Annotated in this window: 24 protein-coding genes and 1 tRNA gene; 12 read left to right on the top strand and 13 right to left on the bottom strand. The window is 61.7% G+C overall.

What is annotated here, in order from left to right:
* Positions 1-34 precede the first annotated feature (34 nt).
* The 5 genes from RPG13_RS16925 to RPG13_RS16905 all read left to right on the top strand — a co-directional run bounded on the left by RPG13_RS16925 (position 35) and on the right by RPG13_RS16905 (position 4,223).
* Positions 35-1,204 carry a cystathionine beta-lyase gene (locus RPG13_RS16925; RefSeq protein ID WP_292224737.1) on the top strand — a complete coding sequence of 390 codons (1,170 nt, stop codon included), beginning with the start codon at positions 35-37 and terminating at the stop codon, positions 1,202-1,204.
* A 188-nt stretch (positions 1,205-1,392) separates the two neighbouring features.
* A complete protein-coding gene (locus RPG13_RS16920) occupies positions 1,393-2,481 on the top strand; it encodes an HPP family protein (RefSeq protein WP_095489304.1) in 1,089 nt (362 codons plus the stop codon).
* A 121-nt stretch (positions 2,482-2,602) separates the two neighbouring features.
* Positions 2,603-3,274 carry an RNA polymerase sigma factor gene (locus RPG13_RS16915; RefSeq protein WP_292506262.1) on the top strand — a complete coding sequence of 224 codons (672 nt, stop codon included), beginning with the start codon at positions 2,603-2,605 and terminating at the stop codon, positions 3,272-3,274.
* 98 nt (positions 3,275-3,372) lie between these two features.
* The gene (locus tag RPG13_RS16910) at positions 3,373-3,897 is read left to right on the top strand and encodes a DUF4142 domain-containing protein (protein WP_127295199.1); all 525 of its coding nucleotides are present in this window, start codon (positions 3,373-3,375) and stop codon (positions 3,895-3,897) included.
* Positions 3,894-4,223, top strand: a complete 330-nt coding sequence (locus tag RPG13_RS16905) for a cupredoxin domain-containing protein (RefSeq protein WP_292506264.1) — start codon at positions 3,894-3,896, stop codon at positions 4,221-4,223. The genes RPG13_RS16910 and RPG13_RS16905 overlap by 4 nt, the downstream gene beginning before the upstream one ends.
* 45 nt (positions 4,224-4,268) lie before the next feature.
* Here the strand turns inward: RPG13_RS16905 and RPG13_RS16900 are convergent, their stop codons facing one another.
* Positions 4,269-5,069 carry an SDR family NAD(P)-dependent oxidoreductase gene (locus tag RPG13_RS16900; protein ID WP_292506265.1) on the bottom strand — a complete coding sequence of 267 codons (801 nt, stop codon included), beginning with the start codon at positions 5,067-5,069 and terminating at the stop codon, positions 4,269-4,271.
* A gap of 169 nt (positions 5,070-5,238) precedes the next feature.
* On the opposite strand from RPG13_RS16900, the gene RPG13_RS16895 reads away from it, so the two are divergent.
* Positions 5,239-5,736, top strand: a complete 498-nt coding sequence (locus tag RPG13_RS16895) for a MarR family winged helix-turn-helix transcriptional regulator (protein ID WP_337125528.1) — start codon at positions 5,239-5,241, stop codon at positions 5,734-5,736.
* Between the two features lie 106 nt (positions 5,737-5,842).
* Positions 5,843-6,232, top strand: coding sequence for a YkvA family protein (locus RPG13_RS16890; RefSeq protein WP_095489309.1), 390 nt, complete (start codon positions 5,843-5,845; stop codon positions 6,230-6,232).
* Between the two features lie 76 nt (positions 6,233-6,308).
* Here RPG13_RS16890 and RPG13_RS16885 read toward each other — a convergent pair whose 3' ends face one another.
* Positions 6,309-7,124, bottom strand: coding sequence for a crotonase/enoyl-CoA hydratase family protein (locus tag RPG13_RS16885; RefSeq protein ID WP_127205420.1), 816 nt, complete (start codon positions 7,122-7,124; stop codon positions 6,309-6,311).
* 90 nt (positions 7,125-7,214) lie between these two features.
* On the opposite strand from RPG13_RS16885, the gene RPG13_RS16880 reads away from it, so the two are divergent.
* A complete protein-coding gene (locus RPG13_RS16880; RefSeq protein WP_095489311.1) occupies positions 7,215-7,799 on the top strand; it encodes a TetR/AcrR family transcriptional regulator in 585 nt (194 codons plus the stop codon).
* Positions 7,800-7,831: 32 nt separating this feature from the next.
* Here RPG13_RS16880 and RPG13_RS16875 read toward each other — a convergent pair whose 3' ends face one another.
* From RPG13_RS16875 to RPG13_RS16865, 3 genes are all read right to left on the bottom strand, one after another.
* The gene (locus RPG13_RS16875) at positions 7,832-9,058 is read right to left on the bottom strand and encodes an anion transporter (RefSeq protein WP_337127026.1); all 1,227 of its coding nucleotides are present in this window, start codon (positions 9,056-9,058) and stop codon (positions 7,832-7,834) included.
* A gap of 433 nt (positions 9,059-9,491) precedes the next feature.
* The gene (locus tag RPG13_RS16870) at positions 9,492-9,782 is read right to left on the bottom strand and encodes a hypothetical protein (RefSeq protein WP_095489313.1); all 291 of its coding nucleotides are present in this window, start codon (positions 9,780-9,782) and stop codon (positions 9,492-9,494) included.
* A 156-nt stretch (positions 9,783-9,938) separates the two neighbouring features.
* The gene (locus RPG13_RS16865; RefSeq protein ID WP_095489314.1) at positions 9,939-10,244 is read right to left on the bottom strand and encodes a hypothetical protein; all 306 of its coding nucleotides are present in this window, start codon (positions 10,242-10,244) and stop codon (positions 9,939-9,941) included.
* 266 nt (positions 10,245-10,510) lie between these two features.
* On the opposite strand from RPG13_RS16865, the gene RPG13_RS16860 reads away from it, so the two are divergent.
* Positions 10,511-10,747 carry a hypothetical protein gene (locus RPG13_RS16860; RefSeq protein ID WP_126107085.1) on the top strand — a complete coding sequence of 79 codons (237 nt, stop codon included), beginning with the start codon at positions 10,511-10,513 and terminating at the stop codon, positions 10,745-10,747.
* Between the two features lie 293 nt (positions 10,748-11,040).
* Here the strand turns inward: RPG13_RS16860 and RPG13_RS16855 are convergent, their stop codons facing one another.
* On the bottom strand, positions 11,041-11,250 hold the full coding sequence (locus RPG13_RS16855; protein WP_095489315.1) for a hypothetical protein: 210 nt from the start codon (positions 11,248-11,250) through the stop codon (positions 11,041-11,043).
* A gap of 431 nt (positions 11,251-11,681) precedes the next feature.
* On the opposite strand from RPG13_RS16855, the gene RPG13_RS16850 reads away from it, so the two are divergent.
* A complete protein-coding gene (locus RPG13_RS16850; RefSeq protein WP_158302709.1) occupies positions 11,682-11,846 on the top strand; it encodes a hypothetical protein in 165 nt (54 codons plus the stop codon).
* Between the two features lie 58 nt (positions 11,847-11,904).
* Here the strand turns inward: RPG13_RS16850 and RPG13_RS16845 are convergent, their stop codons facing one another.
* From RPG13_RS16845 to RPG13_RS16815, 7 genes are all read right to left on the bottom strand, one after another.
* Positions 11,905-12,105, bottom strand: coding sequence for a hypothetical protein (locus tag RPG13_RS16845; RefSeq protein ID WP_095489328.1), 201 nt, complete (start codon positions 12,103-12,105; stop codon positions 11,905-11,907).
* A 47-nt stretch (positions 12,106-12,152) separates the two neighbouring features.
* Positions 12,153-12,452 (bottom strand): DUF1236 domain-containing protein, encoded by a 300-nt coding sequence (locus tag RPG13_RS16840; protein WP_095489317.1) that lies wholly within the window; start codon positions 12,450-12,452, stop codon positions 12,153-12,155.
* A 487-nt stretch (positions 12,453-12,939) separates the two neighbouring features.
* Positions 12,940-13,149 carry a hypothetical protein gene (locus tag RPG13_RS16835; RefSeq protein ID WP_095489318.1) on the bottom strand — a complete coding sequence of 70 codons (210 nt, stop codon included), beginning with the start codon at positions 13,147-13,149 and terminating at the stop codon, positions 12,940-12,942.
* Between the two features lie 130 nt (positions 13,150-13,279).
* Positions 13,280-13,564: a DUF982 domain-containing protein gene (locus RPG13_RS16830; protein ID WP_095489319.1), complete on the bottom strand. Its 285-nt coding sequence runs from the start codon at positions 13,562-13,564 to the stop codon at positions 13,280-13,282.
* A 371-nt stretch (positions 13,565-13,935) separates the two neighbouring features.
* Entirely contained in the window at positions 13,936-14,475 is a 540-nt protein-coding gene (locus RPG13_RS16825) for a YybH family protein (protein WP_095489320.1), read from the bottom strand.
* Between the two features lie 274 nt (positions 14,476-14,749).
* Positions 14,750-14,826 (bottom strand) — tRNA-Arg (locus RPG13_RS16820).
* Positions 14,827-14,875: 49 nt separating this feature from the next.
* Positions 14,876-15,181 (bottom strand): ETC complex I subunit, encoded by a 306-nt coding sequence (locus RPG13_RS16815; RefSeq protein ID WP_015318428.1) that lies wholly within the window; start codon positions 15,179-15,181, stop codon positions 14,876-14,878.
* A 299-nt stretch (positions 15,182-15,480) separates the two neighbouring features.
* Here RPG13_RS16815 and RPG13_RS16810 point away from each other — a divergent pair, with 299 nt between their 5' ends.
* Positions 15,481-16,614, top strand: coding sequence for a multicopper oxidase domain-containing protein (locus tag RPG13_RS16810; RefSeq protein WP_292216641.1), 1,134 nt, complete (start codon positions 15,481-15,483; stop codon positions 16,612-16,614).
* Complete coding sequence (locus tag RPG13_RS16805) at positions 16,611-17,798, top strand: ZIP family metal transporter (RefSeq protein ID WP_292216645.1); 1,188 nt, start codon at positions 16,611-16,613, stop codon at positions 17,796-17,798. The genes RPG13_RS16810 and RPG13_RS16805 overlap by 4 nt, the downstream gene beginning before the upstream one ends.
* The last annotated feature ends 7 nt before the right edge of the window (positions 17,799-17,805 follow it).

The raw sequence follows: 17,805 nt of genomic DNA, 5'->3' as shown, positions 1-17,805 counted from the left end.
CACTATGGCTAGCGCTTGATCAGAGGCGAAGCGAATGACAAAAGACGGCAACGAAATGGGCATCAACACACGGCTTGCCCACTCGGGCAACAATCCGCACGACTATTTCGGCTTCGTCAATCCGCCGGTCGTGCATGCCTCGACCGTGCTCTATCCGAATGCGGCGACGATGGCGGCACGCAGCCAGAAATACACCTACGGCACGCGCGGCACACCGACCACCGACGCGCTTGCCAGCGCCATCGACGGGCTGGAAGGCTCGGCCGGCACAATTGTGGTGCCGTCTGGCCTGGCGGCGGTGACGGTGCCGCTGCTAGCCTTCCTGTCGGCGGGCGACCATGTCCTGATCGTCGATTCTGTCTATCATCCGACCCGCAATTTCGCCGACACGATGCTGAAGCGCCTGGGCGTTGACGTCGAGTATTACGATCCGCATGCCGGTGCCGGCATAGCGGCGCTGATCAAGTCCAACACCAGGGTCGTGTTCACCGAATCGCCGGCCTCCAACACTTTCGAGGTGCAGGACATACCGGCCATCGCCAGCGCGGCACACGCCGCCGGCGCAATCGTCATGATGGACAATACCTGGGCGACGCCGCTGTACTTTCGCCCGCTCGACCATGGCGTCGACATCTCGATCCATGCGGCGACGAAATATCCGGCCGGCCATTCCGACGTGCTGCTCGGCACCGCATCGGCCAACAAGGCCTGCTGGAAACAGCTTTGCGAGACGTTCTACACGATGGGCTGCTGCGCCGGGCCGGACGACGTCTATCAGGTGCTGCGCGGCCTGCGCACCATGGGCGTGCGCCTCGACCATCATCAGCGCAGCGCATTTGATATCGCCGGCTGGCTGGAGGGCCAGCCGGGCGTGGCGCGCGTGCTGCATCCCGCTCTCCCCAGCCATCCCGACCATGATCTCTGGAAGCGCGACTTCTGCGGCTCGAGCGGCATTTTTTCGATCGTCCTTGCGGGCGGCGGCCAGAAGCAGCAGCATGCCTTCCTCGACGCGCTCAGGATATTCGGCCTCGGCTATTCCTGGGGCGGCTATGAGAGCCTTGCCGTGCCGGTCTTCCTCGGCGACCGCGTCGTCGCCAAGGGCCCTTATGACGGCCCGCTGGTGCGCCTGCAGATCGGGCTCGAGGACGTCGATGACCTCAAGGCCGATCTTGCGCGCGGTCTCGCCGCGGCGAAGGCGGCATAAGCGGGGAACTGCCGCCGCAGCGGCCCTGCATACGCCGGGTCTCGGCCGCATCAGCAAGATTATTTCCCGAAGCTGTGATTTTCCGGATCGGTTTGGCTTTCAAATCCAACATTCTGGCCTCATTGCGAGGCCATCAGCCGCAAGCGGCACGTCCCAAACCCAGTTTCGCCACCAGAGTTGTCAGTACCATGGCCTTTCGCCTCTTTGTCCCAATACTTGCCGGCGCTACGCTGCGCGAGCGGATCATCGCCTGTATCGGTGCGACGATCGGCATTGCGTTGACCGGCGCGATCAGCGGTCTGGTGCTCGGTAGCGGCCCGCATGTGCCGCTGCTCGTGGCGCCGATGGGTGCCTCGGCCGTGCTTTTGTTCGCGGTGCCGGCGAGCCCGTTGGCGCAACCCTGGTCGATCATTGGCGGCAACACCATATCGGCGCTCGTCGGCGTGCTCGTGGCGTATTTCGTGCATGAGCCCATCCTTGCGATGGGCATTGCGGTGTCATTGGCCATAGCCGCCATGTCGTTCACCCGCTGCCTGCATCCACCAGGTGGGGCTGCCGCCCTGACGGCTGTGATCGGCGGACCGGCCGTCATCGGTGCCGGCTTCCTGTTTCCTTTCGTGCCGGTGGCCTTGAACTCGATCGTGCTCGTCGCGCTCGGATACGGCTTTCACAAGTTGTCGCGACGGACCTATCCACATGTGACGGTGGCCGCGCCAAAAAACAGCCACGGCACCATCGATCCACCCGCTCAGGAGCGTATCGGCTTCCGGCCCGAGGACATCGATGCTGCGCTTGGTACCTTGGAGGAGACATTCGACATCGACCGCAACGATCTCGAACGGCTGCTGCGGCAGGTGGAGTTGCAAGCGATGGTGCGTACGCACCGGACCTTGCTGTGCAGGGACATCATGTCGTGCCATGTAATTTCGGTCGATGAACACGCTCGCGCCGACCAGGCACGTCATTTGCTGCTCGCCCACAACATCCGGACGCTGCCGGTCGTCGATTCGGAGGCCAGGCTTGTTGGCGCCGTCGGACTGCGAGAACTGGCGTGGGCCTCGGATACGGTGAAAAGCGTGACAAAGGCCGTGGCAACCGTCTCGGCGAGCGCGCCTGCCATGGGCCTCCTACCCGTGCTCACCGACGGCCGCAGCCACGCCGTCGTCATCATAGACGACAACAGGCGCATCCTCGGCCTGATCACGCAGACCGATCTGCTGGCCGCAACGGCCCGCACGCAAACTGCAGACAGGCTGCTGGCGGAAGCGGTAGCGTAGTCGCTGCCGGCCGCCGGCTGCCGGAAAATGTCGGGAACCTTTTCCCGGCTAGGCCGTCCAATGTTTCGATCGGAGGATTTGCTTCCGGTCAGGAGATTGGCTTGCGATGAGGAAACCGGTCATGTCGGCTGTCTTGACCGTCATGCCTGCCGCAGCTGGCGAGATGCAGCTTGTCGGCCGCGCGCTGGCACGGGAGGGCGGAGCCTTCCGCACGATTATCAAGATGCACAACCAGCGACTCTATCGTATCGCCCGCAGCGTCGTTCGCAACGACAGCGAGGCTGAAGACATCGTGCAGGAGGCTTATGTCAAGGCCTTTGCCCATCTCGGGGATTTTCGCGGGGAATCCTCGCTCGCCACATGGCTGTCGCGCATCGTCATCAATGAGGCGCTTGGGCGCTTGCGCAAAAGACGGCGAACGGTAGCCATGCCGCAAACTCCACACGCCGAAATCATCAAATTTCCCCTCGATCCCAGCGACGATCCGGAGCGGACGATGGCGCAACGGCAAATCCTCGAGCTTGTCCAACGGGCGACCGATCGGCTTCCCGATGTGTACCGGACAGTGTTCGTGGCGCGGGTGATCGAGGGTCTCAGCATCGAGGAGACCGCCGAACTGCTTGATGTGCGGCCCGAAACCGTCAAGAGCCGCCTGCACCGCGCCCGCGCCCTCGTGCGCAAGGCGCTGGACGATCAGATCGGCCCGGTGCTGCTCAATGCCTTCCCCTTCGCCGGCCGCCGGTGTGAACGGCTGACCGCCGCGTTGATGCAGCGGCTCGGCCTTACAGACTGATTTTTCCCGAATTCCCGGGAACGTTTGCCCCCGCCCGGCATCCAATCATCGTCAACTGAAATGCCCGGAGCCAACCGCATCCGGCGAAGGAGAACGTCATGTTTATTCGATCGACCACCGCACTGGCAGCGCTTTTCCTGCTCAGCGCAGCGCCGTTGGCGCAAGCCGCCGACAAGCCGACCGACCCGCAGATCGCCCACATCGCCTACACAGCCGGCGTGCTTGACGTCGAGGCGGCCAAACAAGCGCTGGAGAAATCGAAGAACAAAGAGGTTGTAGATTTCGCCAAAGATATGGTGCGAGACCATGAAGCCGTAAACAAACAAGCGCTTGACTTGGTCAAGAAGCTCAAACTGACGCCGGAGGACAACGCCACCAGCAAGGCGCTGACCGAGGCGGCGGCCGAGGAACGAGCCAAGCTCGCCAAACTCGACGGCGCCGCCTTCGACAAGGCCTATGTCGCCAACGAGGTCGCCTACCATAAGCAGGTCAACGGCGCGCTCAAAACCCTGCTGATCCCCTCGGCCGAGAATGCCGAACTGAAGAGCCTGCTGGAGACCGGCCTGAAGCTATTCCAGGGCCATGAACAGCATGCCGAACATGTCGCCGGCAAGCTGAAATGAGAACAGCACCGACGGCGTCGAAACGGCATCTGTGGGTTGCTTTGGCGCTAACCATTGGTGCCGCAGCAGCCAAGGCCGACACGATTGAGGTGACGATCGAGAAGCTTGTATTTTCGCCCGCAAGCATCGAGGCGAAGGTCGGCGACACGATCGAGTGGGTCAACAAGGACGTGTTCGCCCACACGGCGACCGTCAAGGGCGGCTGGGAGGCTATGATCCCGCCGAAGAAGGCGGCGAGCCTGACGCTGAAGACGGCGGGTTCGGTCGACTATTTCTGCCGCTTCCATCCCAACATGAAAGGCCATCTGACGGTGGCGTCGCCCTAGCCATGCCAGCGGAGCGCCCTGCGCGCGCAGGGCGGTCCGCTGGCGTCAAGCCGCCTTGTAGCGAGGCGCCGGTTCGCCGGTTTGTGTCGCGGCGAACAGGGTGGCGCGGGCGGCGTCGTAGATTTCCCACAGCGCACGGTCGTGGACTGACGGCAGCGTGATGGCTTCACCCTGATCGAACCCTGCCAGGGCCGCGTCGACCATGTCTTCCGCGGTCATCACCACTGCCGGGTCGAACGCTGAAAGCGGCATGCCGGCGAATTCGTAGAATTCGGTGGCGGTCGCAGCTGGAAGAACGAGCTGCAGCCTGACGCCGGTCCCGGCAAGCTCCTCCTGCAGGCCACGGCTGAAGTTCACCACATAGCCTTTGGTGCCGCTGTAGAGGGAGGTGATCGGCAGCGAGTGCAGCGCCATGACCGAGGCTATATTGATTATCGCCCCGGCGTTGCGCGACAGGAATGCCGGCAGCGCCGCTCGGGTCAGGCGCGTCAGCGCCGTGATGTTGAGCGCGATCGTCGACGCGGCATTCTCGTCGGACGTGTTTATCGTCGATCCAAGCGTTCCGTTGCCGGCGTTGTTCACAAGCAGCGTGATGGCGGGGTTGGTGGCGAGCACCTTCTCGACGCGCGCCAAGCCGTCCTCTTTGGTCAGGTCGGCGCCGATCACCTCGACCTTGGCGCCATAGGCCCGCGACAACTCCGCTGAGAGGGTTTTCAGGCGTTCGGCGCGTCGCGCCACGAGCACAAGATCATAGCCACGGGCAGCGAGGCGGTCGGCATAGACGGCGCCGATGCCGGCGGAGGCGCCGGTAACGACGGCGATCGGCTTGGAAGCTGAGTTCGACATGGTTATCTCCTAAAGTTTAGCACTCAAATGTTGAGTGCTCAACCAACTAACCAAGTCTCTGCCCCATTGCAATGGTTCAGCACTCAACTATTTTGTGAAGATGGGAAAAACGGTCGAATCGTTTGCATCGCTCGAAAGTCGGGACGAGCCCGACGCGGAAGCGCCCGGCATGCCGAACGATTTCGTCTGCATCAATTCGTCGCTGCGTCGTGCGGCGCGGCGGCTTGGCCAGTTGTATGACGTGGCGCTCGTCCCAACCGGGCTGACGTCAACGCAAACCCTTCTGCTCGGCCAGATCGACGGGCTCGGGGCCGTTTATGGCGAGGACGGGCCGACGCTGCAGGTCCTCGCCGCCCGCCTGGCGATCCAGATTTCAGCGCTGACGCACGCGTTGCGGCCGCTTGTGCGCGACGGTCTGGTCGAGGTCCGCCAGGATGCCCACGACCGGCGAACGAAGCATGCCGTGCTGACGCCGCTCGGAAAAGCGCGATACGAGCAGGCATATGTTGTGTGGGTCGAGGCCAACAGACGCGTCGAGGCGATTTTGGGGGCGGCCGCGGCCGAAAAGCTGAGGAGCCTCGCCGACGATGTCGCCTCGCAGGACTTTCTCGACGCCTATGTTTCGGGCGAGAAGCCGGCGAGCGGCACCGAACCGTCGGAACATTAGAGCGCCGCGCGTCGTTTGGGATGCGCCACGGGCCTTAGTCTAGGTCTTTCTTCGACCAGCAACCGCCGCTCGGACGTCGGCGGACAATCTGTGCTAAAGTAACCCTATGAAAGCATGGCTGGAAACGGCAAAGCGCCGGGCGCGCGACATCAAGCTTGATGTCGTCGCCCTGTGGTTCGCAGCGCGCGATCCTCGGGTGCCCTGGTCCGCGAAACTCGTGGCGGGGATGGTGGCCGCCTATGCGCTTTCCCCAATCGACCTGATCCCGGATTTCATCCCGGTGCTCGGCTATCTCGACGACCTGATCATCGTGCCGCTCGGCGTAATCCTGGCGATAAGGCTTATCCCGCCGCCGCTAATGGACGAGTTTCGGGCGCGGGCTGCCGCGCTCGAAAAACACCCGCAAAGCAGGACGGGAATGTTCTTTGTCGTGGCGCTCTGGCTGGCTTTAGCGGCTTTGCTGATCTGGGCGTTCTGGCCCACCCGCGCCAAATAGTCCGATCAGGGCTTCTCCGCAATCGAACGCCTCGAATATCTCCGGAACCGGCTCCAGCGATATGTCCCCTTGTGCCTCACTCACCCGCAGCAGTGCGCGTCCACGAACCGGAATAGCTTGGCTCGCGGCGCGCGATCCAGGCATCGAGCCCTTCGCGCAGATCGGCGGTCGGCGCCATGCGGGCGAACTGTTCGGCCTCAACCATCAACCCTTCCGCGATGGACTGGTTGATGCCGCGCGTAACTGCGGTGAGGATGCTGGCGACCGCCAGCTGTGAATGCCGCAGAATTCGCTGAGCCAGGTCAAGTGCTGCCGGCATCAGGTCGTCGTGTGGAACCACCTGGTTGACGAGGCCGAGTTCGAGTGCGCGCTGCGGCGAAAACGCCTCCCCTGTCAGCAGCAACTCGAGGGCCCGCTTGCGTCCGGCCAGCCTCGGCAGGCGCTGCGTTCCGCCGAACGTCGGCGGCATTGCGAGAACGATTTCGGGTTTGGCGAACGAGGCACGTTCGCTGGCGATGGCGAGCGGCACGGCCTCGGTGATTTCGCAACCTCCGCCGAAGGCAAGACCGTTGACCGCGGCGATGACGGGTTTGCGGAACCCTTCCAGTCTGGCCGTCAATCGCTGCCCACGCATGACGAAGTCGCGCAAGGCGGCATCGGCGCCAAGCGCCACGCTTGCCGAGAATTCGTGGATGTCGCCGCCCGCCGAGAACGCCCGCTCGCCAGCGCCGGTGAGGATGACTGCCCGGATGGAGCCATCGACCTCGATAGCGTCGAGGATGGCCAGCAGGCGGTCGATCAGGGCGTAGTTCAGCGCGTTGAGTTTTTCAGGGCGATTGAGGGTCAGGACGGCAACCCCGTCGCGAACCTCGCTCAGGACAAGTCCGGTCATTTGGCTTCCTTTCCAGCATGCGGTGGCAGGAACAGGAAAGGATCAGGCTCTCGATTGCTTGTATATTCACTAGTCGGTATACATTGCCCCATGCCCCAAGAGCTCAGCCCTACCCGCAAACGTATTGTCGATGCCGCGACGAAGCTGTTCTATGCTGAAGGGATTGGCCGCGTCAGCGTCGATGCCGTCGCCGAAAAGGCAGGCCTCACCAAGCGCACGCTTTACTATCATTTCAAGAGCAAGGACGACCTGATCGCCGCTTATCTCGATGGCCGCGACCAGCCGAATCTGAAGCAGATGGCCGGCTGGTTCGACGCCGCCGAAGGCGGTCCCGATCGCAAGGTCGAGGCGATCTTCACCAATCTGGCACGCGTGGCACGCCATCCCAAATGGAAAGGATGTGGTTTCCTGCGAACGGCCGCGGAGCTCGCCGCCATGCCCGGACACCCGGCGATGAAGGTCGGGTCGCGACACAAGGCGAATTTCGAAAAATGGCTGGCCGGCGAAATGTCAGGCCGCAGCATTTTGGAGCCACAAACCCTGGCGCGCGAAATCGTCCTTCTGATGGATGGCGCGTTCTCGATCATGCTGATCCACCGCAACCCCGACTATATCGAGGCAGCCGGACACGCCGCTGCCATGCTCGTTCGGGCGAGATCCCAAGACAGCGCCTGACGAAGGATTGCTGCCGCGACGATCCGTGCCGGCTAAAACCCAAGCGCCAGCCACGCCGTTCCGGCAAGCAGCGTGACCAGCGTCAGCGGCAGGCCGACCTTGAAGAAGGCGGCGAACGACAGAGTTGTGCCGGAGACCCGCGCGTGCTCCGCGACAATCAGATTGGCGACCGAGCCGAGCAGCGTGAAATTGCCGGCCAGCGTCGAGCTCATCGCGACGATCAGCCAGGCGCGCTCCGGGTTTTCCAGGCCGGGTATGAATGGCCGCAGCGCCAGCACGGCCGGAACGTTGCTCATGATGTTGGACAGCACCGCGGTGAAGCCGGATAGCCGCCAGACATCGTCCAGGCCGAGGTTTTTGGCCGAGGCGATGATGTCAGGGCTGAGCAGCGTCTTCTCGGCGCCGGCGACGACGATGAACAGGCCGGCGAACATGAACAGCAGCGGCCCGTCGATCTCGCGATAGATGCGCGCCGGCTTGATGGCGCGGGTCACCAGAAGAATGGCGCCGCCGATGAGCGCCGCCTTGGCGACCGGCACGTCGGCAAAGAAAGCGATCGCCAGCCCGATGCAGACGACCACCGCCTTCAGCACCTGTCCCGGCAGCATGCGGCCGCGATAGACTTCGGGGCTGAGCTCGGCCTTGCGCGCGAATTCGGCCCGGTAGACGATGCGCACGATGACGATGACGGCGACGAGGCCAAACAGGGCGACGGGCGCCAGGGCCGCCGAGAAGGCCGGATAGGAAATCCCCGACAGCGCGCCTATGACCATGTTCTGGGGATTGCCGGTGATGGTGGCGACGCTGCCGCAATTCGACGCCGTGGCGGTGGCGATCAGATAGGGAATCGGGTTGCGGTTGATGACACGGGTGACGTGGACGACGATCGGCGCCATGACCAGGCAGATCGCGTCGTTGACCAGGAACGCCGACAGAACGCCGGTCAGCAGCGTCACCATCACCAGCAGCATGAATGGCGCGTGCGCATGCTCGATGGCGACGGCGCCGAGTGCGCGGAAAGCGCCCGACACTTTCAGATGCGCCACGACGATCATCATGCCGAGCAGCAGCGTGATGGTGTCGAAATTGATCGCGCGGTAGGCGTCCTCCAGGCTGAGCGCGCCGATGGCAATCATCGCCGCGCCGCCGAGCAACGCGATGCCTGCCCGGTCGAGGCGCAGCCCAGGTACCCTGCCGATGGCGACGCCGGCATAGGTCAGGATCAGGATCAGCAACGCCGCCGCGCCCATCAGTGTCATTCGTGGAAAAGCCCCGTTCAGATCCGCCCTGCCCCGCCATTGGCGAACACGGGCCGCCAACGCCCCCTCCTCACTGCGGACATAGAATGAACGCAGGCACAGGAGGTGCCCGCGACGTCGGCGAATCTTATCTGCGAGGCGTCCGGACGATCGGTGATACCTGAAAAAAGACACGGGTTCACGCGCCATGTCTCAGGTGCGACCTGTTACCTACGTCATGGCGCAGAACCGGCTTGACCCATTGCGTGATTGGCCGCTTCACGCCCTTCGGTGGCGGCCCGGCGCGCACTTGGATCGCGTTTCAGAGCCGCTCGCGGATCGCGGCTGGAATTAATGAAGGCCGAGCCGACATATTTGCGCGTGCCGATCTCGCCCATCTGAGCTGGCGACGATGATGCGCGCCGGCCGGCCGGCCTTCCGAAAGGCGCTGTTTTCAATAACGATAAATGTAAGCCGGCCTCCTGAAGCCGCGTTTGCACTTCACCTCTTCCTTGTATTCATCGCCTTCCCACTTGCGCTCAATCTTGCAATTCCCGCGCCGGAATTCCTCGTTGTAGCTGTAGCGTTCGCGCTCCCTATATCGACGCGTCTGGTGATCATCGTCGTTGTAGCGACCCACCCAGCGCCCATGCCCGCTCTCGTCCTTCCAGGGATCGGCTGCCGCTACGCTGACGCAGCCAGTCATTGCAATGCCGGCGGCCAGGAGGGTTACGAGCATCTTCATACGCAATCTTCCTCTGCAGGTCCCCGCCAAAGGATTGAAACTCCGTTGAACGGCTTTCTTTTCCCTGCGCTGCTCGCAGAGCGGCTCGCCTCCATGCAAGACGTTTTCATCAAGCCCGGAAGAGCATCCCGCCGGGCCCGATATCCGATATCACAATCAGCCGCCATTAGCAGGCGCTGCCGGAGCGGGCGCGGCTGGGGCAGGTGCGGCTGGGGCAGGTGCGGCCGGCTCTGCCGGAGCGGGCGAGGCTGGCGCTTCGACCTTGGGCGCTTCGACCGTAGGCGCTTCAACCCTTGGCGCTTCAACCTTTACGTCGACGTCCTTCCCGGTGCCCCCGCCATTGATATTGATAACGCCAGTGAACAACAGCAGGACCACGATTGCGATGATTGCGAGAACGACGGCGACAGCAGTGCCGGCGCCATTTCCGCCTGAGTTAACAACGGTTGGACCGTTAGCCATGACTACCTCTCCTATCTCTGAATGATCACTGTCGGCAAACGGGACCGGCGGGCACTTCGTTCCTCCGCTGGGCTTTGGTCCGAGATGCGGCAAGACTGAAGTCTTTGGGTCAAAGACAGAGGGCTGAGGGCCGGCAACCAGGACCTTACCACTGCATTGGTATTGGGCCGCCGAGCAAAGTCCCTTCATCGGTGGTTCACCGGGTGCCCGCTGTATGTGCACCATCGGCGGGCACCCGATATGGCGCTCTAACAGCGGAAAGTACTGTGACCCTTATCCAGAGCAGACAGAATGTCGATGAGGTCGCAAGCCGACCCGCAAATGACAATCAAACTCCTAACCCAACAGATTTCTCGGTGGTTGATCTCATTTCGTCGAGCGACGACGAGGTCGCTGCCATTGTCAGGCGAACAGAGCGCCTGGCCCTTGCCGTGATTATAGTAATGGCGATCTTCCTGATCTTTGCACCGGTGGTCTTCATTGCCCTGAGGTATGGGATCTGAGATGTCCCGCTTTAGCCCTTGCCCCAAAAATCCTCGTGATTGACGCTGATGATGGCACTGCCGACGTATTTGCGGGTCCCCGGCCCGGCCATCAGCGCGAATGCCAGTATTTCCATATGGAAACAAAAAAACCCGCCACACAGGAGAGCGACGGGGCGATCAAGCGGTCACCGAGCGCGGGGTGGGTCGGGACTTGCCCGGTGCGCGGATCGTGAAAAATCGTAGGCTGCCGGCTCCGTCGCGTCTACCAACCGGCGGTTGGAAGGATCTGTTTGATTCGGCGGCGCAGCCGCTTACCGTCCCAGCGGCTGTATGGAAGCTGAAAGAAGTTCTTCCTCGTCCACCACTCCGGCCATGTAGTTGGCAATAATTCGGGACGCGAGAACTTCACGTTGTTGTTCCGATTGGCCGTCAACCTTCAAGCGATCGAACACGCGACCAAGCAGCGCCACCTCGGATGAATTGAAAATCCCGACAGCCTCGGCCGTTCGTCGAACGGGCATAAGCAAGCTTCCCCCAAAGCGGCGTATGCAACACAAACAATCAGAAAAAGCGAAATACGGAAGAAAAATCGGGCATCTTTCCCAACAACATTCGGGGCGAGATCAGAACCGCGCCCGGAACATAAGCGGTTGCTTAACAGTTGGATGGGGAGCAGTGGGCCTATCCCCCCATCTAGTCCCCCCGCTGTAGATCGGGAGCTGCAAACCGGTCGGCCCGCGCTCTGAGGAGGAGTGCGGGCTATGACCGGCTGGGATTCCTATCTCGAGGGATTTCCGCGATCGCCACAAGGTGTCAGCGGACGATGATTATGCATCACGCCGGAGCAGGTGTCGAAGGTGATCCACAAGCGCGGCAGCCATCAGGCAACCCTGACCGCGGCCGCCCGCGGGGCAGCCCGCATCTACCGCGCTCCTGGCGGGGGAGCGGCCAAGTGCGCGTGCTTCTGGAAGATACCAATCTTGTCGGGATAGGTAATCCGGATCTCGCGTCCGCATCCCTCACACTTGTAATGGGAAACGACCTGAAACCAGCTGCCGTTCTTGATGACGGTGAAGTTGCACTGCGGGCATTGGAAAGTCAGGCCAACAGAGAATAGGCTGGGAGAGAGGGACATTGCAGCGCCTCGCATTCTGGGTATCTTAAAGGCGGCTTGGTTAGTCCAGCGTCTCGACGACGAAGGATGCGGCAATCAAATCGTCGGCATCGATTCTACCCTTGCCGTCCTCCATGACGGCTGCGACCTTTCGAAAGGTCTTCAGTTCCTTCTCGGTAATCCGTGCGCCGCGCATCCTCTTGTTGAGGTCGGTCACGCGCATTCGGAGTGCCTTGGATGCTCCAATCTCACGGTTCGACACGATGATCACATTCCTCCGTTGCTGGGCTGTCCTCCCAGTCGCTTAGGTTATTCGATGACTTTGATGACCTTGCGTGTGCCTGGATCAACGACAACGGTCCGGTCGTCGACCACCACGTAACTGTATTTGGTCTCGGGAACTTCATGAAGCTCGACCGTATCGGGCAGTGTTGAGCCGATATTGAGCTCTACCCCAGGGATTTTCACCGATGCGAGCGGCTGCTTCTTCACATATTCCTTGATGACGGTCTCCTGCTCAGGCTCGATGATCACGTCCTGAGCGGCAGCAGCGCCGATGCCTGCCAGCAGCAGAAGCCCCGCGACTGCCGTGGAAAGACGCATTCTCATAGCTTTCTCCTTCGTGTGAGATCTCTTGCGCTGGGCGGTATCCTCTTCGCGCCCGGTCCACCCAAACCTGAGGTGGCCGCAAACGTTCCTTGGTTGGGCTTCGGTCTGATCCGAGACAGGACCTAAGTCTCTCCTGCTTCGTGCAATAGGCCGGACATCGCGTCATCGGGAAAGCGATGACCAAGCCACGCCGCGCCCTACGGAGGGGAAGGACGCGGGCTGATCGGGAGGGGACACCGATCTCGCAGCTTGGTTCACAGGAGAAGATGCTGCAGAAGCCGAACGTCCTCCCCGAGCCGGTGTTCCATACGGAAGTCAAAAAGCCCGCCGCACCTTTCGGCACGGCGGGCGATCAGTTGTTCACCAGGCACAGGGTGGGCGGGGGTGGGTGTGCCCGGATCGTAGGAAATCCTACGCGCGCCGGCTGCGTCGCGTCTACCAACCGGCGGTTGGAAGAGTTAACTCGGTTAGCTTGCTTTACCCGGGCCTACCGCCCCAGCGCTTGTTTCGAAGCCGACAAAAGTTCTTCCTCGTCCACCACTCCGGCCATGTAATTGGCAATAATTCGGGACGCGAGCGATTCGCGCTGTTGTTCCGATTGGCCGTCAATCTTCAAACGATTGAACACGCGGCCAAGTAGCGCCAGCTCGGACGGGTTGAAAACACCCGAATCCTCTGCTCTTCCATGAAGCGGCATGACAAACCCCCTTCGCCCAGAGATTTTGTTCGTGCAACATTATTATACACTAAAAAACCGCGCCCCGTTGCAGAATCGCAGACGCGAGAGATGAGCCCTCGCGGAAGATCTGTGACCGGTGAGGGCGACATCACATCAGATCTTCAGCAACCCCGTCGAATTTCTTGAGGCCTTCGCTTGGCGGCTTCTGCTTGTGAAGTCCCTGTTCAGTTGCAGCCGCCTCGAAGGCGGCGAACGCAGCTTGGTGACTGCAATGTCCGGCCAGGCATTCCTCGATCATTCGGATTGCTTCAAGTCGGGACGGCTTGTCCATGGATGGCCATGGTTGCCGAAGCGCTTTCGCAGCGTCGGCTATCGACGCGACCACCATCGGCCTGCGATTCAGGTAGATTGTAATCGGAATGAACGCCGTCATTTTTGTCGCTCACCAGGATTGAAGGCGGTTAAACGCGAAGAGATGGCAGTGGTTGCATCATCGTGAATTCAGAGCGCCGATGCCCGATGCCATCGAGGCTGAACACGCCTTGCTCGGTGCCAACACGCAGGGGCTGGTCGTCCGAAGAGCCTTGGTCGTTTCGGTTCCATGAACGAAGAAGCCCGCGCCCCACGGAGGGGAAGGACGCGGGCTGATCGGAGGGGACAATCCGATCTCGCAGCATTTCTATGCGCACAGGAAATATTGCTGCAGGAGGCGAACGTCTTGCCCGTGCCAGTGTTCCATACGGAGACAAAAAAGCCCGCCGCGCCTTTCGCCAAGGCGGTCGATGAAGGCCTGGATATCAATCCCTATTGGGCCGCACCTAAATTCCAGATGTCCCGATGCAGGCGCCATGTCCCGTCGTCGCCCTTTTTCCAGACGACGATGTACTTGCCCGCTACGGTGGAGAGGGCGCCGTCTTTGCTCGGCACATCGAGCGTAAATGCGCCAACTTCGTAGGCGAGGTTCGCGCTCTCTTCCACTTCCAGCGCCTTCAGGGTGAGATTCTTCATCCCGCCTTTGATCGCGCCCTGCCAGAATTCTTCCACGCCCTTGCGGCCATCGACGCGCTTGCCGTCGGGCGGCAGCACGGCAGCATCCTCGGTATACATTTGACCCACCGCCGCCGCGTTTCCGCTGTTGAAGGCGTCCGTGAATTTCGTCAGCGCCGCTTCGATGTCCTCGCGAGCCGACTGGGCGGCCACAGACAGTGCTGACGAAAGAAGCAGCACAGCAGCAAATGCAAATGACTTAACCAGTCTCATCTCGTCCTCCCTTTGCGTGATATCCACCGGATGAATAGTGCCCATCCCGAGCGCGCCGCCGCGCCCGCGCAATGGCCAGATCATGACTTACATTAGACTTGTCTGATATGATGGCGCAAGCGCCAGACGTTCTCGACAACAGGCCAGAAAGCGACTGCCGTGGAACCTTTCAAAGCCAAATGCCTTGGATCACGTCGCGCGTGCCGTAGACAGCGCCGACTTCTTGCCGGATTTCAATCGATACGACCGGCCAGCGTCGGTTCGATGCCATCATTTCCGCATGGAGCGGAACCCTGTAAACGGATCGGAATGCCATTCTCCCGAAGTCGGGAATATGGTACTTTCTCTTTGAAAATACTGGCGATCCCGACAGGATTCGAACCTGTGACCATCGGCTTAGAAGGCCGGTGCTCTATCCAGCTGAGCTACGGGACCGCTGGGCCGACGCCAAGGCCGGCTGAATTATGCGATGGGCACTTGCCGGTCAATGCGTCCAGGGCGTCCTGCGGTCATAGCGGAAATTCTCCGCATAGGAAATCTGGCGGCGCTTGGTTTCCTTCGGCTCCTCGACACGGAAGGCCAGCCCCTCTTTCTCGGCATAGGCCACCGCCTCTTCCCTGGTGTCGAAGGTGAGCCTGATCTGGCTGCGCATGTCGCCCGACGTGGTGTAGCCCATCAGCGGATCGATTTTCTTGCGCATCTCGGGATCGAATTCCAGCACCCAGTGGCCGGTCTTGGCCTTGCCGGACTGCATCGCGGTTTTGGCTGGGCTGAAAATGCGCGCGGACATGGTCACCTCGTTGCTACGTGCAAGCGGCACCTGCCGCTGTATTCCCGTCATTACTTCGCAATGCAGCCGGCGGCAAGGCCGATGGTTTTTGCGCTCCTGTCGCGGACCTGAACCAAGCAGAATGAGGACTACGCAATCTGCTGTGACGGCGTCGGCTGCAAGGCAGCTTGCCAAGCCCGTTGCACCGTCTTGGCGCGTTCAGCCGCACGGGGCATGCCGCGACCGAACTAAGCCATTGCTATATTTGACAGCTGACGCTATTATCGGTCAAACGAATGAATTCGAGGGAAAAAGTTGGCATGGTCGATGTCGGTATGTGGTTGCGCGATCGGATAAGCCGACGTTCCGTCCTTACAGGAAGTCTTGCTGCCGTGGGCGGCACGGCGATTGCTGCCCGCAGCGCGCTCGGTCAGTCCGCCCAGCATAGCGGTCATGACATAGCGGCGGTGGCCGCCACCGATCCGGCACCTCATCATATGAATGCTCATGGCGCGATGGTCACCGTCGGGGAGGTGGACAACGCCGCCAACGGTTTTGATCCGATCCCGATGCTGACGGACTGGGAGCGAGGGACGGTCTCGGTTCTGCCCGATGGGCGCACGCTCAGGACGTTCGAGGTGACGGCCGTGGACAAGACGATCGAGATCGCACCGGGCGTGTTCTTCCCGGCATGGACGTATAACGGCCGCGTGCCCGGTCCGGCGCTGCGCGCCAAGGAAGGCGAGCGCATTCGCATCGTCTTCAAGAACAACGGCTCGCATCCGCACTCGATGCATTTCCACGGCATCCATGCCGCCCGCATGGATGGAATTCCCGGCGCCGGGCTGGTCGATCCGGGTGGCGAGTTCGTCTACGAATTCGACGCCAGGCCCTTTGGCTGCCATCTGTATCATTGCCACGCCTTGCCGCTGAAGAGGCACATCCACAAGGGCATGTATGGGGCCTTTGTCATCGACCCGGACCCGGATCGCCATCCCGACCATGCCGAGATCGCCCGGTCGCGGCTTCTCGACACGCCCGAGAATGCCGGCTGGCAGGAGCTGGTGATGGTCATGAACGGGTTCGACACCAATTTCGATGAGGAGAACGAATTCTACGCCGCCAACACCATCGCCCACGCCTATGCGAAGACGCCGATCCGCATCGTGCGAGGCAAGCCGGTGCGCATCTATCTGGTCAATGTGGTGGAATTCGATCCCATCAACTCGTTTCATCTGCATGGAAATTTCTTCGACTATTTCGATCAGGGCACGACGCTGACGCCGACCTTGAAAACGGTCGACCTCATCATCCAGTGCCAGGCCCAGCGCGGCATCCTGGAATTCACCTTCGCCGAGCACGAACCGGGCCTCTACATGTTCCACGCGCATCAAAGCGAGTTCACGGAGCTCGGCTGGATGGGCATGTTCGACGTCGTCGAGGCGCTGGCATGAACAAGGTCGTCACCATCGATTCACCGGCAAGGCCGCGCAGCCGCTGGTTGTGGATCGGCCTGCCCCTTGCCGCGCTCGCCATTGCGGTGGCGTGGATCATCGCCGTCAATCCGCTACAAGGATTGTCAAACGGCGCGCCCGCCGTCGAGAAACTGACTTTCGAGCGTGTCGTCCTCGATACATCAGGCCTTCATCTTCTGGTCAGGGCCGGCGGCTCCGAGCCGATGACCATCGCCCAGGTCCAGGTCGACGGCGCCTACTGGCAATTCACCCAGGACCCGCCGGGCACCATCGCGCGTGCTTCCACGGCGTGGATCAATCTGCCTTTCCCGTGGGTTCTGGGTGAAACGCACACGGTCAATCTGGTAACCAACTCAGGCGTCACCTTCGAACATTTGATCGAAGTTGCCGTGCCGACGCCTACCGCCACTGCGGGACAGCTCAAGCTGCAGGGACTGGTCGGCATCATCGTCGGCGTGCTGCCTGTCGCCATTGGCCTCATGTTCTATCCGGCGCTGCGCGGTGTCGGACAGAGCGGCATGAACTTCCTGTTGGCGCTGACCATCGGGTTGCTCGCCTTTCTGCTGGTCGACACGATCGAAGAATCCTTCGAGCTTGTCGGAACCGCAGCCGCTGTGTTCCAGGGGCCGGTCATGGTGGTGCTGGCGGGTCTGGCTAGCTTTCTTGTCCTGATGGCGATCGGGCGGCGGCGCGGCACCCCGACAGGGCTGGCGTTGGCCACCTATATCGCGCTCGGCATCGGTCTTCACAATCTCGGCGAAGGCCTTGCCATCGGCGCTGCCTTCGTGGCCGGCTCGGCAAGCCTCGGAACCTTCCTGGTGCTCGGCTTCGCCCTGCATAATATTACCGAAGGCATCGGCATCGCCGCTCCGATGCTGAAGGAGCGGCCGCCGCTGTGGGCGTTCGCCGGCCTGACCTTGCTCGCCGGTGGGCCTGCGGTTATCGGCATGTGGCTCGGCAGCCTGGCCTATGCGCCGCAATGGTCGGCGCTGGCGCTTGCCATCGGCGCCGGCGCGATCCTGCAGGTCATCGTCGAGGTCGGCGCCTATCTGATGCGCCGCAACCAGAAGGGCATCGATGCCTTCTTCACGCCACCGGTCATGGGCGGCCTGGCGGCCGGCGTCGCCTTCATGTACGCGACGGCCGCTTTCATAAAGGTCTGACCGGACA

The sequence above is a fragment of the Mesorhizobium sp. ISC15 genome (genome assembly GCF_037162615.1).
Classification (GTDB): Bacteria; Pseudomonadota; Alphaproteobacteria; order Rhizobiales; family Rhizobiaceae; genus Mesorhizobium; species Mesorhizobium mediterraneum.
Note: the sequence above shows the minus strand (reverse complement) of the source record. Positions and strands in the feature narration are given on the sequence as shown.

Bases quoted from the DNA above. Each gene is read 5' to 3' on its own strand.
- RPG13_RS16855 (WP_095489315.1), bottom strand. From the start codon at position 11,250: ATGCCCGTTCGACGAACGGCCGAGGCTGTCGGGATTTTCAATTCATCC.
- RPG13_RS16885 (WP_127205420.1), bottom strand. From the start codon at position 7,124: ATGACCGGACTTGTCCTGAGCGAGGTTCGCGACGGGGTTGCCGTCCTG.
- RPG13_RS16810 (WP_292216641.1), top strand. From the start codon at position 15,481: ATGGTCGATGTCGGTATGTGGTTGCGCGATCGGATAAGCCGACGTTCC.
- RPG13_RS16805 (WP_292216645.1), top strand. From the start codon at position 16,611: ATGAACAAGGTCGTCACCATCGATTCACCGGCAAGGCCGCGCAGCCGC.
- RPG13_RS16925 (WP_292224737.1), top strand. From the start codon at position 35: ATGACAAAAGACGGCAACGAAATGGGCATCAACACACGGCTTGCCCAC.
- RPG13_RS16825 (WP_095489320.1), bottom strand. From the start codon at position 14,475: ATGATCTGGCCATTGCGCGGGCGCGGCGGCGCGCTCGGGATGGGCACT.
- RPG13_RS16905 (WP_292506264.1), top strand. From the start codon at position 3,894: ATGAGAACAGCACCGACGGCGTCGAAACGGCATCTGTGGGTTGCTTTG.
- RPG13_RS16835 (WP_095489318.1), bottom strand. From the start codon at position 13,149: ATGCCGCTTCATGGAAGAGCAGAGGATTCGGGTGTTTTCAACCCGTCC.
- RPG13_RS16895 (WP_337125528.1), top strand. From the start codon at position 5,239: ATGCCGAACGATTTCGTCTGCATCAATTCGTCGCTGCGTCGTGCGGCG.
- RPG13_RS16910 (WP_127295199.1), top strand. From the start codon at position 3,373: ATGTTTATTCGATCGACCACCGCACTGGCAGCGCTTTTCCTGCTCAGC.
- RPG13_RS16890 (WP_095489309.1), top strand. From the start codon at position 5,843: ATGAAAGCATGGCTGGAAACGGCAAAGCGCCGGGCGCGCGACATCAAG.
- RPG13_RS16880 (WP_095489311.1), top strand. From the start codon at position 7,215: ATGCCCCAAGAGCTCAGCCCTACCCGCAAACGTATTGTCGATGCCGCG.
- RPG13_RS16900 (WP_292506265.1), bottom strand. From the start codon at position 5,069: ATGTCGAACTCAGCTTCCAAGCCGATCGCCGTCGTTACCGGCGCCTCC.
- RPG13_RS16815 (WP_015318428.1), bottom strand. From the start codon at position 15,181: ATGTCCGCGCGCATTTTCAGCCCAGCCAAAACCGCGATGCAGTCCGGC.
- RPG13_RS16920 (WP_095489304.1), top strand. From the start codon at position 1,393: ATGGCCTTTCGCCTCTTTGTCCCAATACTTGCCGGCGCTACGCTGCGC.
- RPG13_RS16870 (WP_095489313.1), bottom strand. From the start codon at position 9,782: ATGAAGATGCTCGTAACCCTCCTGGCCGCCGGCATTGCAATGACTGGC.
- RPG13_RS16915 (WP_292506262.1), top strand. From the start codon at position 2,603: ATGTCGGCTGTCTTGACCGTCATGCCTGCCGCAGCTGGCGAGATGCAG.
- RPG13_RS16840 (WP_095489317.1), bottom strand. From the start codon at position 12,452: ATGAGAATGCGTCTTTCCACGGCAGTCGCGGGGCTTCTGCTGCTGGCA.
- RPG13_RS16875 (WP_337127026.1), bottom strand. From the start codon at position 9,058: ATGACACTGATGGGCGCGGCGGCGTTGCTGATCCTGATCCTGACCTAT.
- RPG13_RS16865 (WP_095489314.1), bottom strand. From the start codon at position 10,244: ATGGCTAACGGTCCAACCGTTGTTAACTCAGGCGGAAATGGCGCCGGC.
- RPG13_RS16830 (WP_095489319.1), bottom strand. From the start codon at position 13,564: ATGACGGCGTTCATTCCGATTACAATCTACCTGAATCGCAGGCCGATG.